A 14,660-nucleotide genomic window follows, 5' to 3' on the forward strand; every position below is an offset into this window, starting at 1 on the left:
AAATCCGTGACTCGGCGTCACGGCTTCTCCCGCGATGAACCTCCTTCGAGAATGCTCTCTTACGCCGACATCGAGTAGTCCGCCGAGGCCGGACCCGCTTCAAGCAATGTCGGAGAGGCAGTGCGCGCTGCCGTCGCTCATTCTCGGAACGCGAACCCGTGCAGGACAAGCCGTCCAGCTCTTTGTGGTAAGTGAGGGGGAGTGCGATGAATCAACGCGAGCGATTTCGCAGAATAACGCCAGGTGTAGTGACGGTGCTGGTGGCCGCGTCCCTGTTCTTTGCGGTCCGGAGTTCCGTCGCAGTGGCGGGCGGTGACGAGGCCGCCGCAAAGTACAAGTTCCAGGAAATACCCATCGCGCTGCCGCCCGGTTACAACTCGCAACCGATGAATACGGTCCGCAAGGTGAACCCGGCGTACGAGAAGATCCGGTCCTGGATCTCATCCGTGGGTGCCGGTATCGCGATCAACGACCTGGTCGGCAACGGCAAGGCCGACGGCATGTGCATCGTCGACACCCGTACGGATCAGGTCGTCGTGACGTACACGCCGAACGCCGTCAAGGAGGACCGGTTCACCCCGTTCGTCCTCGACGGGTCCCCGCTCCCGATGGATGACGCCATGGCGCCCACCGGCTGCGCGCCCGGCGACTTCAACGGCGACGGCAGGATGGACCTGATGGTCTCCTACTGGGGCCGTACTCCGATCGCCTTCATGGCCAAGGAGAGTGCGACCACGCTGTCGCCCGACGCGTACGTGGCCCGCGAGGTGGTGCCGTCCAAGAGCATCGACGGCGCCTACCACGGCCCCCGCTGGAACACCGACGCCCTGTACGTCGGTGACATGGACGGCAGCGGACACCCGTCCGTCGTCGTGGGGAACTACTTCCGGGACTCGGACGTGCTCGACCCGAACGGTCTCGACAACGTGGGCATGAACGACTCGCTGTCCAACTCGAAGAACGCGGGCGGCGACCACGTCATGCGCTGGACGGACGCGACCACCGGTGACGAGCCCGGTGTCTCCTTCGTGGAGGAGAAGGGGGCCATCCCCTACAAGGCGTCCACCGGCTGGACCCTCGCGGTCGCCGGGGCCGACCTGACCGGCGACGACCTGCCCGAGCTGTACATCGCCGACGACTTCGGCCACGACCACCTGCTCTACAACCGGTCGACCCCCGGGCACATCAAGTTCACCGAGGCCACCGGCAAGCGCACGCCGACCACGCCCAAGTCCTTCGTGCTCGGCAAGGGCTCGTTCAAGGGCATGGGCGTCGACTTCGCCGACGTCGACCACAACGGCAGCTTCGACATGATGGTCAGCAACATCACCGTCGCGTGGGGTCTGGAGGAGAGCAACTTCCTCTGGAAGAACAACGCCCGCGACGAGGCCGCGATGGCCCGCAAGCTGGCCGACGGCGAGGCACCGTTCAAGCAGGAGGCGCAGGAGCACGGCGTCGCGTGGACCGGCTGGGGCTGGGACACCAAGATGGCCGACTTCCTGAACAACGGTGATCTGTCGATCCTCCAGGCCACCGGCTTCGTGAAGGGCAAGATCGACCGCTGGCCCTGGCTCCAGGAGATGGCCATGGCCAACGACAACCTGCTGTCCAACCCGAAGATGTGGCCGAACGTCCAGCCCGGTGACGACATCGCCGGTGACGACATACTCGGCTTCTACGCGAAGACCGAGAGCGGCAAGTACGCCAACGTCTCCAAGCAGCTCGGTCTGGACGTCGAGACCCCGACCAGGGCACTCGCCACCGGCGACACCACCGGGACCGGAACGCTCGACTTCGCCGTCGCGCGGCAGTGGGGCCCGCCGGCCTTCTACGCCAACGAGGCGCCCGCGAAGGGCCAGTACCTCGGCCTGCGGCTGTACCGGCCGGCCACCGGCTCGGACAAGGACGCAGGTAAGGGCATCGCGAACATCGGCGCGCCGGCCTACGGCGCCACCGTCAAGGTCACCACGGCCGCCGGTACCCAGGTCTCCCACCTCGACGGCGGCGGCGGGCACAGCGGATTCCGCAGCTTCGACGTGCACTTCGGGCTCGGCACCCACACCGGTCCGGCGACCGTGGAGCTCTCCTGGCGCGACGCGGACGGCGGCAGGCACCGCACCACCCAGAAGCTCACCCCCGGCACCCACACGTTCATGCTGACCGACACCGCGCAGGAGGTTGCCAACCGATGACCGACGTCGCCTCTCCCCCAGCCGGCTCCCCGCCGGCGGCCAAGCGCGACCCGCGTTACCTCGCGCTGCGCAACTTCGCCATCTCGATGAGCGTGTTCAACATCCTCGGCTATACCGTGCTCGGTTTCGAGCAGCCGTGGCTGTGGCCCATCATCGCGATCGTCACCGGATATGTGACCGAGATCCTCCTGGAATTGCTGAGTTCCTGGGCACAGCGCCGCTCGCCGCGCTACCAGGGCAAGGGATTCCGCGGACTCTACGAGTTCCTGCTGCCCTCGCATATCACCGCGCTGGCCGTGAACATGCTGCTGTACGCGAACAATCAGATTCTGCCGGTTCTCTTCGGCGTGTTCGTGGGTGTCGCGGGCAAGCACGCTCTCCAGGCACCCGTCGCGGGCCGTATGCGGCACTTCATGAATCCGTCGAACTTCGGCATCACTCTCGCGCTCGTCTGTTTCGGATCATGGGTGAGCATCGCGCCGCCCTACGAGTTCACCGAGAACGCCGACACATTCTTCCGGATGGCGATTCCGCTGATCATCGCCACCGCCGGAACCATCATCAACACGGCGCTCACGAAGCGGACCGCGCTGATCGTCGGCTGGCTCGGCGCCTTCGTGATCCAGGCCCTGATCCGGCACTGGTTCTGGGACGTGGCCCTGGCCTCCGCGCTCGGACCGATGAGCGGTGTGGCCTTCATCCTCTTCACCAACTACATGATCACCGACCCGGGCACCACCCCCACCAAGGGGCGCAACCAGTTCATGTTCGGGTCGTCGGTCGCCATGGTCTACGGCGTGATGATGCTCTTCAACGTCGTCTACACCCTCTTCTTCGCCACCACCGCGGTCTGCGCCCTGCGCGGCATCGGCTGGTGGGTCGCCCACTTCATCCAGCGCCGCAAGGCATCCGGGATCTCCGGGGGCGGCCAAGCCGGCGGCCCGAGCCGGGCGGTCGATGACAAGACCACGATCGAGGCGGTGGCCGCATGACGTCCTCCCCCCCTACGCAGCCCTCCGGGATCGCCGTCGTCGGTATGGCCTGCCGCTACCCCGATGCGGACAGCCACGAGGAACTGTGGCAGAACGTCCTGGCCGGTCGGCGAGCCTTCCGCAGACTGCCGGACGAGCGCATGCGCGCCGAGGACTACTACTCGCCCGACCCCGCGGCCCCGGACCGCTTCTACTCCAGCAAGGCCGCCGTCATCGACGGCTTCGCATTCGACCGGGTCAAATACCGCGTCGCGGGCAGCACCTTCCGCGCCACCGACATGACGCACTGGCTCGCGCTCGACACGGCCGCCCGGGCCCTGGAGGACGCGGGATTCCCGCTGGGCGAAGGGCTCGGCGACCTCAACACCGGGGTCATCCTCGGCAACACCCTGACCGGCGAATTCAGCAGGGCCAACCTGATGCGGCTGCGCTGGCCCTACGTGCGCCGCACCGTCGGCGCCGCACTGCGCGAGCAGGGCTGGGACGACGACGCGCTGGCGAAGTTCCTGGGCGAGCTGGAGGAGCGCTACAAGAGCCCCTTCCCGCCGATCGGTGAGGACTCCCTGGCCGGCGGCCTCGCCAACACCATCGCCGGACGGATCTGCAACCACTTCGACCTCAAGGGCGGCGGGTTCACCGTCGACGGGGCCTGCTCCTCGTCGCTGCTCTCCGTCGCCACCGCGTGCGACGCCCTGGCCGACGGCCGGCTCGACGTTGCCGTGGTCGGCGGGGTGGATCTCAGCATCGACCCCTTCGAAGTCATCGGCTTCGCCAAGACGGGCGCCCTCGCCACCGGTGAGATGCGCGTCTACGACCGCGGGTCCAACGGCTTCTGGCCCGGTGAGGGCTGCGGCATGCTCGTCCTCATGCGCGACCGGGACGCCGTCGCGCAGGGCAGGTTCCGCTACGCCAACGTCGCCGGCTGGGGCTACTCCTCCGACGGCCGGGGAGGGATCACCCGGCCCGAGGCCAGCGGACACCGCCTGGCCCTCCAGCGGGCCTACGCCGCCGCCGGGTTCGGCATCGAGACCGTCGGCTACTTCGAAGGCCACGGCACCGGTACGGCCGTGGGCGACGCCACCGAACTGCGCGCCTTCTCGGAAGCACGCCGCGCCGCCGACCCCGACACGGAACCCGCCGCCATCAGCACAGTGAAGGGCAACTTCGGGCACACCAAGGCCGCGGCAGGCGTCGCCGGACTCATCAAGGCCATCCTCGCCGTACGCCACCAGGTCATCCCGCCCGCGACCAGCCACGTGGACCCGCACCCCGAACTCACCGGCGACCGGCCGGCCCTGCGGGTCCCCGGCGACGCGGAGCTGTGGCCCGAGGGCGCCCCCATCCGCGCCGGTGTCTCCTCCATGGGATTCGGCGGGATCAACGCCCACGTGGTGGTCGAACACGCCGACGGAGTACGCAAGGAGGCCGTCGGCCGCGTCACCCGGCAGCTCGTACGGTCACGGCAGGACACGGAACTGCTGCTGCTCGACGCCGAGACGACGGCCGAGCTGCGCGGGAAGGCCACCCACCTGGCCGCCTTCGTCCAGAAGCTGTCCTTCGCGGAACTGGGCGACCTCGCCGCCACCCTTCAGAGCGACCTCGACGGCCGGCCGGTCCGGGCCGCCGTCGTCGCGGCCACCCCGGAACAGGCGGAAAAGCGCTTCACCAAGCTCCTCACGCTGCTGGACGGCGGGGCCCGGTCGGCGCTCGACATCGACGGCGGAGTGTTCCTCGGCGGTGCCACGCCACAGGCCCGCATCGGGTTCCTCTTCCCCGGCCAGGGAGCCGGCCGGCGCGCGGACGGCGGTGCGCTGCGCCGCCGCTTCGCAGCCGTCGACGAGCTGTACCGCGCTCACCCGCTGCCCGCCGAAGGCGACCTGGCCGACACGGCGGTGGCCCAGCCGCGCATCGTCACCTCCTCCCTCGCGGCCCTGCGGGTGCTCTCCGACCTGGGCATCGAGGCGGTGGGCGCGGCCGGTCACAGCCTCGGCGAGGTCACCGCCCTGCACTGGGCGGGAGCCACGGACGAAGCCTCGGTGCTGCGGATCGCGGCGGAACGCGGCCGGCTCATGGCGGCGGCGAGCGCGGGCGGCGGCGGCATGGCGGGCATCTCCGCCCCCGCCGACGACGTCGAACCGCTGCTGGCCGGTGAACCGGTCGTGATCGCCGGCTACAACGGCCCCCGGCAGACCGTGATCTCCGGCCCCGCCGACGCCGTCCAGCGGGTCTGCGCCGCCGCCTCCGCCCGGGGACTGGGCACCGCGGCCGTCAACGTCTCGCACGCGTTCCACTCCGAGGCCGTCGCCCCCGCGGCCGAAGCCCTCGGGACCTTCCTGCGGGCGCAGGAGTTCACTCCGCCCGCCCGCCGCATGATCTCGACGGTCACCGCCGACGAGGTCACGGCCGACACCGATGTGCCGGAGCTGCTGACCCGGCAGGTGCGGCAGCCGGTGCGCTTCGCCGAAGCGGTCCAGACCCTGTCCGCCGAGGTCGACCTGCTGCTCGAAGTCGGCCCGGGGAAGATCCTGCGAGGACTGGCCGAGGACATCGCGCCCGGTGTGCCCGTCGTCTCGCTCGACGCCGACAGCACCTCGCTGTCCGGACTGCTGACCGCCGCAGCGGCCGCGTACGCCCTCGGCGCGCGCCTGGAGTCCGGCGCGTTGTTCAAGGGCCGCTTCACCCGGCCGCTGCCCCTGGACAAGGAGTTCCGCTTCTTCGCCAGCCCGGCCGAGTCCACCCCCGACGTCGACCTGCGCTTCACCGACGTACGCGTGGACGAGCCGCCCGCCCCCGCGCAGGCGGACGAGACCACGGCAGACGCCACGGGCGGCGAAGGCGACAGCCTCTCGGTGGTCCTGCGGCTGGCCGCGGAGCGTGCCGAACTCCCCCTGGAAGCGGTCAACCCGCACAGCAACCCGCTCGACGAACTGCATCTGAGCTCCATCACCGTGACCCAGATCATGAACCGCGCGGCCCAGGAACTCGGCATCACAGCCCCCATGGTGACCACGGCGTTCGCCACCTCCACGCTGGCCGAGCTCGCGGGCCTGCTGGACGGGCTGCGGGAGACCGGCAAGGCCGACGACGGGGCGGAGGAGTCCCGGATCGCCCAGGGCGTCGCCCCTTGGGTGCGCGCCTTCGCCATCGACCTGGTGCCCACCGAGCCGGGCCCAGCCACCGTGTGGGGGTCCGCCGGGCACGGGGACTGGGAGCTGTTCGCATCCGAACGGCACCCGCTCGCGCCCGCGCTCCACGAGGCGCTGTCCACCGCGGGGCTCGGCGGCGGCGTGCTGCTGTGCCTGCCCAGGGACTGCGACGAGAACCACACCCCGCTGATGATCGCCGCCGTCCGTGCCGCGCTCTCCCGCGGCGCCTCCCGCTTCCTGGCGGTGGGGGACCGGCGCGGCGCCGCAGGTCTGGCCAAGACCCTGCACCTGGAGGCGCCGGACATCGCGACCACCGTCGTCACCCTGCCGCTGCCCGACGACATGCCGGCCGACCGCGCCCGCGAACTGAGCGCCCGCATCGTCACCGACGTCGCGGCGACCAGCGGATTCAGCGAGGTCCGCTACGGGCCCGACGGCCTTCGCACCGTACCCGTCCTCCGCGCGCTGCCCCATGCCTCCCCGGCCGGTGAGCGTGACGCGGACGCCGGGGCGGGGCAGGCGCTCGGGGCCGGGGACGTCCTGCTGGTGACCGGCGGCGGCAAGGGCATCACGGCGGAATGCGCCCTCGCCCTCGCCGTCGGCACCGGAGCCGGAGTCGGCCTGCTCGGCCGGTCCGACCCGGCGACCGACCCGGAACTGCGGGCCAACCTGCGCCGGATGACCGCGGCGGGCGTCAACTTCCGTTACGTGAGCGCCGACGTCACCTCCGGCGACGAGGTCAAGGCGGCGGTCGCCGAGATCGGCGACGCGCTCGGACCGGTCACCGCCGTGCTGCACGGCGCCGGCCGCAACGAACCGCACGCCCTCGCCAACCTGGACGAGGCGTCGTTCCGCCGCACGCTCGCCACGAAGATCACCGGTCTGGAGAACGTGCTCACCGCCGTCGACCCGGCCGCCCTGCGTCTCCTGCTGACGTTCGGCAGCATCATCGGCCGGGCCGGGCTGCGTGGCGAGGGGGACTACGCCACCGCCAACGACTGGCTCACGGACCTGACCCTGCGGGTGCAGGAGGACTACCCCGACTGCCGCTGTGTGGCACTGGAGTGGTCCGTCTGGTCCGGGGCCGGAATGGGCGAACGGCTTGGCGTGCTGGAGTCGCTGGTCCGGGAGGGCATCGAGCCGATCCCCACCGAGGACGGCGTGGCCATGCTCAAGCAGCTGCTCGCCGAGGGGCGGACGCCGTCCGCCCTGGTGGTGATGGGACGGGCCGGCGGCCTGCCCACACTGACCCTGGAGACCGCCGACCTGCCGCTCATGCGCTTCGTGGACCGCCCGCAGGCCCACTACCCGGGCATCGAACTGGTCGTCGACTCCGATCTCAGCGCCTCCGACGACCCCTATCTGTCCGACCACGAGCTCGACGGCGACCTGCTGTTCCCCGCGGTGCTCGGCATGGAGGCCATGGCCCAGGCGGCCGCGGCGCTCACCGGGTTCGAGGGCGCGCCCGTCCTTGAGGACATGGAGTTCCTCCGCCCGATCGTCGTACCCCCGGACGGCCGGACCACCATCAAGGTCGCGGTGCTGGCCGAGAGCCCCGGGGCCGTGAAGGCCGTCATCCGCAGCAGCGAGACCGGCTTCCAGGCCGACCACTTCCGCGCCACGCTCCGCTACGACCGCCCGGAGCCGGAGGACGCCGGGCCCGTCCCCGTATCCGACGACGCACCGCGCATCCCGCTGGATCCCGCACGGGACCTCTACGGACCGGTCCTCTTCCAGGGGGCGCGCTTCCAGCGCCTCGCCGGCTACCGCCAACTGGCCGCCAAGGAGTGTGTCGCCGAGATCGCGGACATGGCCACCCTCCCCTGGTTCGCCCGGCACCTGCCCGACGAACTCGTCCTCGCCGACCCGGGGACACGGGACGCGCTGATGCACTCCATCCAGTGCTGCGTACCGGACGCCACGCTGCTCCCGGTGAGCGTGGAACGCCTCCACCTGGCGGACCCCGCCGCCGCGCGCGGCGACAAGCAGGTGACGCTGCACGCGCGGGAGCGGTCGCGCAACGGGGACACGTACGTCTACAACCTCGACGTCCGCGACGAGCTCGGCACCCTGGTCGAACGCTGGGAGGGGCTGGTCCTCCAGGCAGTCCGCAAGCAGGACGGCACCGGTCCCTGGCAGCCCGCCCTGCTCGGCCCCTACCTGGAGCGGCGCGCCGAAAGGCTCCTGCCCGAGGCCGTACGGTGTGTCGTCCGGCCCGACGGCGAGGCACCCGGGGAAGGGCTGACCGCCCGCCGGAAGGCCACCGCGGAGGCCGCCGGCTGGGCCCTGGGCCGCCGGACCACGGTGGACCACCGCCCGGACGGCAGGCCCGAGATCGCGGGCGGACCGCGGATCTCCGCCTCGCACGGCGCGGGGGTGACCCTGGTGGTGACCAGCGAGGCACCGGTGGCCTGCGACGTACAGCAGGCCGAGCACCGCTCCCCGGAGGAGTGGGCGGGGATGCTCGGAGCGGAAGGCACCGCTCTCGCCCGACTGATCGCGGCCGAGCACCACGAGGAGCCGTCGGTCGCGGCCACCCGGGTGTGGAGCGCGGTCGAGTGCCTGCGCAAGAGCGGACGTGCGGTCGCCGCGCTCACGGTGGACAGCACACCCGATGCCGAGAAGCACTGGGTGGTGCTGCGCTCGGGAGAGGCCCGCATCGCGACCTTCCCGACATCCCTGGAAGGGGTCGGTGAGCCCGTCGTCTTCGCGCTCATGGCCCAGCCCGTGGAGAGGAACGACTAACGATGTCGCCGTACTACGAGTACCGCCACCTGGTCGGGTTCGAGGACACCAACCTGGTCGGCAACGTCTACTACGTCAACTACCTGCGATGGCAGGGCCGGTGCCGGGAGATGTTCCTGCACGAGCGCGCACCCGAAGTGCTCGCGGACATCCAGGACGACCTGAAGCTCTTCACCCTCAAGGTCGACTGCGAGTTCTTCGCGGAGATCACGGCGTTCGACGAGCTGTCCATCCGTATGCGCCTCGACGACCTGACCCAGACCCAGGTGGCCTTCAGCTTCGACTACGTCCGGGTGCGACCGGACGGGACCGAGGACCTCGTGGCCAGGGGCCGGCAACGGATCGCGTGCATGCGCGGCCCCAACGCGGACACCCGCCCGGCACGGGTGCCGGAGGCGCTGCGCAACGCGCTCGCGCCGTACGCCGCACCCGGGCAGGGGCAGCTCATCGGTACGACGAGCGGGGCCGGGACATGACCCTCGTAGACCGGCTTTCCGTGGGCCCGCCGCCCGCGGCGGACCCGACGGGCCCGGATCTCGCACTCGGTGAACTGCGCGGTGTGCTGGGGCGCTTCGCCACCGGGGTCACCGTCCTCACCACGGGCCGGGACACCCCCCAGGGCATGACCGCGAACTCCTTCACCTCCGTCTCGCTCGAACCGCCGATGATCCTGGTGTGCGTCAAGCGCACGGCGGCGCTGCACGACGCCATCCTCACCGAGAAGGCGTTCGCGGTCTCGGTCCTGGCGGGCCATCAGCGGGATGTGGCCAAGTACTTCGCGGACCGCGGCAGGCCACGCGGCTCCCGTGAGTTCGAGACGGTCGACTCCACGCCGGGACAGCACACCGGGGCCCCCGTCCTGACCGACGCTCAGGCATGGCTGGAATGCGGCCTTGCGGCGGTGTACGACGGCGGTGACCATTCCATCTTCCTGGGCTCGGTGCTCGACATCGGGCGCGGGGAGACCGACGACCCGCTGCTGTATTTCGGCGGCGGATTCCACCAGCTGCCGGCCTGACCGGACCGCCGAGACCGACCACCAAGGGAGAGGTGCCAGATGGCCACACCGCTCGGTTCGCTGCGTAGGCTCGTGCTCGCCCCTTCGCTGCACTCGGTCAGCTTCGCCGGCCGGAAGTTCCCCGTCACCCGGACCCCGGCCACGGACCGGCTGGAGATGATCCCCCAGTCGGTCGTCGTCGGATTCGAGTGGGGCATCGAGTCCCGGGGGACCGCGGAGGTGGAACAGCGGCTGGCGATGGTCGAACCCGAGATGCGGGGCTTCGCGTACGAGGGGGCCGCCATGGCGTTCACCGTGCGCGACACGATACGCGGGCACCGGACCGGGGAGCTGATCCTCGGCTCCGGCCGCCCGCACTTCTTCCTGGCCTACATAGGCATCGGATTCGCCATGGCGCGGCTGCCCCGCCCGCTGTGGCGGAAGATACTGCCCGACCTCAGCGACATCCCGTTCCACCCCACGATGAGCTGGCTGGCCGTCGACGGATACGGCTTCGACCTCGCGTACTTCCATACGGCGCGCTGGGTCGACCAGCAGCAGCGCCCCGTGCCCTACCCCTGGGAAGGGCACCCCGGCTACTTCCTGCGGGCCGTCGACCAGGGCATCGGACGGGCACTGTGGTTCATCCACGGCGGCCGCCCGACCGCGGTGGCCGCGGCCGTGGCACGGTTCGCCGAGGACCGGCGGGCCGACCTGTGGAGCGGCGTCGGTCTCGCCGCGACCTTCGCGGGCGGCGCGACGGCCGCGGAGCTCGGCCGGATGCGGGACACGGCCGCCCGTGACGGCTACGCCGGGGACCTCGCGGTCGGCGCGGTGTTCGCCGTCAAGGCGCGGCACTACGCGGACTTCGTACCCGGGCACACGGTCGCGGCGGCGTCCGCGCTGACCGGACTGGGCATCGAGGAGGCCGTGGATCTGGCCGACCGCACCGAGGTCGAGCGCACCGGCACCGGACCCGAGCCGCAATACGAGCTGTGGCGCCGGAACATCCGCACGCAGTGGCTGAGCACGGTCGTCACCCCTTCCCACGAGGAGTAGAAATGGCGAATCAGTTCGGCCGGCTCCGCAGCCGCCTGCTGACCCCGAGCATGAACGAGACCAAGCTGTCCACCCGCGGCTTCCACGAGAAGAGCCCCGAGGCGCGCGAACGGCTCGAAATGGTCGGCGAGTCCTTCCTGACCGGCTATGCCCACGCCGCCGCGTCCTCATCGACCGCGGACGCCGAAGCCGGGCTCGAAACCGTACCGGCGGAGTTCCGCGGGTTCGCGTACGAGGGGGCCGCGATGGGGATGGCGGTGCGTGACGGACTGCCGATCGGCGGCAGCCGGCACGTGGAACGCTTCCTGGACGGCGAGGCTTCGAAGCACGCCTACATGGCCTACGTGGGCGTCGGCTGGGCCATGGCCCGGGTGCCGCGGTTCCGCTGGTCGCGGATGTACCTCGCCGACCCGCTGCTGCGCTGGCTCGCGCTCGACGGATACGGCTTCCACCAGGCGTATTTCCGCACCGACCAGTACGTCCACGGGCAGTATCAGGACCCCGGCTTCACCTGGCCCGGCGCCCCTCGCTCCCCGTACGCCAACCGGGTCATCGACCAAGGGGTCGGCCGCGCCGCCTGGTTCGTCGGCGGGACCGACGTCGAGCGGATCACCGCTCTGCTCGACGCGTTCCCCGAGGACCGGCACGCCGACCTCTACGCGGGGGCGGCCCTGGCCGCCACGTACGCCGGGGGCGTCGGCAAGGAGGAACTTCAGCTCTTCCTGGAGCGGTCCGGGAAGCACCGCCAATGGGTCGCCCAGGGCTCCGCGTTCGCCGCCACCGCGCGCGTCGAGGCCGGGCTGGACAACGCGCACACCGCGCTGGCCACCGAGGTGCTGTGCGGCACCACCCCCGAGCAGGCCGTCGCCGTCTGCCGCGAGTCGCGGCCCGGTCCCGGCGCCGACCGGGACACGCCGGCCTACGAGATCTGGCGCTGCCGGATCGCCGAACGGCTCACCGCCGGCGCGGAGGGCCGGGCCCTGTGACCGCCACCCAGGCCGAAGCGACCGGGACCCGGCGGGTCCCTCCCGGCCCCTCCCGGCTGGCCACCTTCAAGTTGCTCAACATGCTCCTGCGCGATCGGCTCGCGCTCATGCGCACGGCCGCGGACGGCTACGGCGATGCCGTCCGGGTCGCGATCGGCCCCAAGACGCTCTACTTCTTCAACCATCCCGACTACGCCAAATACGTGCTCGCCGACAACCCGGCGAACTACCACAAGGGCATCGGCCTGCACCAGGCCCGCCGGGCGCTCGGTGACGGACTGCTGACCAGCGAGGGCGAGCTGTGGCGGGAACAGCGCCGGGTGATCCAGCCCGCGTTCCAGGCCAAACGGATCGCGGCCCAGGCCGAGGTCGTGGCCGAGGAGGCCGCCCGGATGGTCGGCCGGCTGCGCTCCCGTACGGGGACCGGGCCGGTGGACATCACGGGCGAGATGACCGAGCTGACCCTCGGCGTGCTCGGGCGCACCCTGCTCGACGAGGATCTGAGCGGCCACACCTCGATCGGCCACGACTTCGAGGCCGTACAGGACCAGGCGATGTTCGAGGTCGTCACCCTGGGGGCGGTCCCGCAGTTCCTGCCGCTGCCCCAGCAGCTCCGCTTCCGCGCCGCCCGGGCCCGGTTGCAGAAGGTGACCGAGAAGCTGGCGGCGGAACGCGCGTCGCGCTCCGGCGGAGACACCGACGACGTGCTCTCCCGGCTGCTCGAATCCGTGCACGCCGAACAGGACCCGCGGGTCGCGCGGCGCAGGCTGCGCGACGAGCTGGTCACCCTGCTGCTCGCCGGGCACGAGACCACGGCCAGCACCCTCAGCTGGGCCTTCCACCTCATCGACCAGAACCCCGAGGTGGCCGAGCGGCTGCGCGACGAGGCCCGCAGCGTGCTCGGCGACCGGCTGCCTGAGTACGAGGACCTGCACCGGCTGACGTACACCTCCATGGTGGTGGAGGAGACCATGCGGCTCTACCCGCCGGTATGGATGCTCTCCCGGATCGCCCAGGCCCCCGACGTCATCGCCGGATACGGCATTCCCAAGGGCGCCGACGTGGTGGTGTGCCCCTACACGCTGCACCGGCACCCCGGGTTCTGGGAGCAGCCCGAACGCTTCGACCCGGAGCGCTTCGACCGGCGGCGACGGGCGCAGCGCCCCCGCTACGCGTACATCCCGTTCGGCGCCGGACCGCGGTTCTGCGTGGGGAACCACCTCGGGATGATGGAAGCGGTGTTCGTCATCGCGATGGTCATGCGTGAACTCCGCCTGGTGCTGCCGAAGGGCGCGTCCGTGGTGCCCGAGCCGATGCTCTCGCTGCGTGTACGCGGGGGCCTGCGGATGTCCGTGCGGAAAGCCTGACGCCCGGAGGACTCCTGCCTGGTCTCGGCCAGGGGGGCATTACGGGCGGCATGAGGGCCTTCTGGTTGTTCATGCAGATATCGCAATCCACACCGAACCCGGAAGGCCCTCACTCATTCAAAATCACTTCACAGGTACAAGGACCTGTCCGCTGGCGCCGTTCAAGCCAGTTGTTCCCGTGATACGCCCGTCAGGGCGAGGTTCCAGACACGTTCGAGCTGCCTCACGATCCCTTCGTGTCCTTGCTCGGTCTCCGGTCTTGCGTACAGATGCGCCTCGGCCCCGTTGATGAGGTGCTCCACCAGCGAGGTGACGTCCCCGGGCCGGGCGCTGTTGCGGAGCTGGTCGGCCGTGTGGGCTTCGGTGAGGAGGTCCTGCACGGCCGACAGCCAACTGCTGGGCCAGACGGAAGGGGCGGCCCGTTCCCGGGCGAGACGGGCCGTGGCACGGACCGACGGCTCCGTCTCCAAGAGGCGGACGAGGTCGAGCGCGAGATCGGCGACCCGCGTGAGCGGTGGCTCCGTCCGTACGGTCACCTGCTCCACGAGGGCCCGGATGAGATGGCCGCCCTCCTCCTGGATGGCGTCCGCCATCTCCGCCTTCGTCACGAAGTGGAAGCCCAGTGAGCCCATGGATACGCCCGCGGTCTTGCTGATGCGGGCGAGCGATGTGCCGTCGTAGCCGCTTTGGCCGAATTCGACAGCCGCGGCCCGGATGATGGCGGTGCGCGTCCGTAAAGCTCTGTCCTGTTTCACCATGATGTCTCCAAATATCCTCCGGCTCGCACATTTTTGCGAGTCGCGTACTTCCGTGCGGTGCTTGATGTGTACCGAGGTGGCGAAGTGGGAACAGTTGCCCCTGTGGAAAAAAATGAGGGTGCCCCTCTTATTTTTACATCGCGGTAGCGGGGCTTGATCAAGGTGGTCCAACACTTCGGTACATGTCGTTTCCTGGGGTGCCGTCACCCCTCTCGCAAGGCCCTGGACGGTCGTCGCAGCACGCGGAAAACGTGAGATGGGAGGCATGGCATGGAGGGCTGCTTCGGCCGTGGCCCTCCACGATTCGCTCTCGGCAAGGACTCGAATTCGCCTGGTGCCTGAATATTCCCGCAGGACACCGAAAAAGCTGCACCCGACCATCACAGCCCGCCCATCCGGACCCGTAATGCTTGGTTTT

9 protein-coding genes are annotated in these 14,660 nt (G+C 70.4%); 8 read left to right on the top strand and 1 reads right to left on the bottom strand.

Features of this window, described 5'->3' with window-relative positions; genetic code table 11:
* The first annotated feature begins 206 nt into the window (after window positions 1-206).
* Genes OHS17_RS33145 through OHS17_RS33180 form a run of 8 tightly spaced genes read left to right on the top strand, consistent with a single transcriptional unit; the run spans window position 207 to window position 13,484 of the window.
* Window positions 207-2,192, top strand: coding sequence for an ASPIC/UnbV domain-containing protein (locus OHS17_RS33145; RefSeq protein ID WP_330315504.1), 1,986 nt, complete (start codon window positions 207-209; stop codon window positions 2,190-2,192).
* Window positions 2,189-3,184, top strand: a complete 996-nt coding sequence (locus OHS17_RS33150) for an enediyne biosynthesis protein (RefSeq protein WP_330315505.1) — start codon at window positions 2,189-2,191, stop codon at window positions 3,182-3,184. The genes OHS17_RS33145 and OHS17_RS33150 overlap by 4 nt, the downstream gene beginning before the upstream one ends.
* The gene (locus tag OHS17_RS33155) at window positions 3,181-9,075 is read left to right on the top strand and encodes a type I polyketide synthase (RefSeq protein WP_330315506.1); all 5,895 of its coding nucleotides are present in this window, start codon (window positions 3,181-3,183) and stop codon (window positions 9,073-9,075) included. Before OHS17_RS33150 ends, OHS17_RS33155 begins: the two co-directional genes overlap by 4 nt.
* Before the next feature lie 2 nt (window positions 9,076-9,077).
* On the top strand, window positions 9,078-9,551 hold the full coding sequence (locus tag OHS17_RS33160) for an acyl-CoA thioesterase (RefSeq protein WP_330315507.1): 474 nt from the start codon (window positions 9,078-9,080) through the stop codon (window positions 9,549-9,551).
* Complete coding sequence (locus OHS17_RS33165; protein ID WP_330315508.1) at window positions 9,548-10,093, top strand: flavin reductase family protein; 546 nt, start codon at window positions 9,548-9,550, stop codon at window positions 10,091-10,093. The genes OHS17_RS33160 and OHS17_RS33165 overlap by 4 nt, the downstream gene beginning before the upstream one ends.
* Window positions 10,094-10,132: 39 nt before the next feature.
* A complete protein-coding gene (locus tag OHS17_RS33170; RefSeq protein ID WP_330315509.1) occupies window positions 10,133-11,131 on the top strand; it encodes a DUF1702 family protein in 999 nt (332 codons plus the stop codon).
* 2 nt (window positions 11,132-11,133) lie between these two features.
* A complete protein-coding gene (locus OHS17_RS33175) occupies window positions 11,134-12,117 on the top strand; it encodes a DUF1702 family protein (RefSeq protein ID WP_330315510.1) in 984 nt (327 codons plus the stop codon).
* Window positions 12,114-13,484: a cytochrome P450 gene (locus tag OHS17_RS33180; protein WP_330315511.1), complete on the top strand. Its 1,371-nt coding sequence runs from the start codon at window positions 12,114-12,116 to the stop codon at window positions 13,482-13,484. The genes OHS17_RS33175 and OHS17_RS33180 overlap by 4 nt, the downstream gene beginning before the upstream one ends.
* A 161-nt stretch (window positions 13,485-13,645) precedes the next feature.
* Here OHS17_RS33180 and OHS17_RS33185 read toward each other — a convergent pair whose 3' ends face one another.
* A complete protein-coding gene (locus OHS17_RS33185) occupies window positions 13,646-14,242 on the bottom strand; it encodes a helix-turn-helix domain-containing protein (protein ID WP_330315512.1) in 597 nt (198 codons plus the stop codon).
* Window positions 14,243-14,660 lie beyond the last annotated feature (418 nt).

It is taken from the genome of Streptomyces sp. NBC_00523 (genome assembly GCF_036346615.1).
In the GTDB taxonomy this organism is placed as follows: domain Bacteria; phylum Actinomycetota; class Actinomycetes; order Streptomycetales; family Streptomycetaceae; genus Streptomyces.

Coding starts and splice junctions, on each gene's coding strand:
- OHS17_RS33160 (WP_330315507.1), top strand. CDS start 9,078: ATGTCGCCGTACTACGAGTACCGCCACCTGGTCGGGTTCGAGGACACC.
- OHS17_RS33170 (WP_330315509.1), top strand. CDS start 10,133: ATGGCCACACCGCTCGGTTCGCTGCGTAGGCTCGTGCTCGCCCCTTCG.
- OHS17_RS33185 (WP_330315512.1), bottom strand. CDS start 14,242: ATGGTGAAACAGGACAGAGCTTTACGGACGCGCACCGCCATCATCCGG.
- OHS17_RS33165 (WP_330315508.1), top strand. CDS start 9,548: ATGACCCTCGTAGACCGGCTTTCCGTGGGCCCGCCGCCCGCGGCGGAC.
- OHS17_RS33175 (WP_330315510.1), top strand. CDS start 11,134: ATGGCGAATCAGTTCGGCCGGCTCCGCAGCCGCCTGCTGACCCCGAGC.
- OHS17_RS33150 (WP_330315505.1), top strand. CDS start 2,189: ATGACCGACGTCGCCTCTCCCCCAGCCGGCTCCCCGCCGGCGGCCAAG.
- OHS17_RS33155 (WP_330315506.1), top strand. CDS start 3,181: ATGACGTCCTCCCCCCCTACGCAGCCCTCCGGGATCGCCGTCGTCGGT.
- OHS17_RS33145 (WP_330315504.1), top strand. CDS start 207: ATGAATCAACGCGAGCGATTTCGCAGAATAACGCCAGGTGTAGTGACG.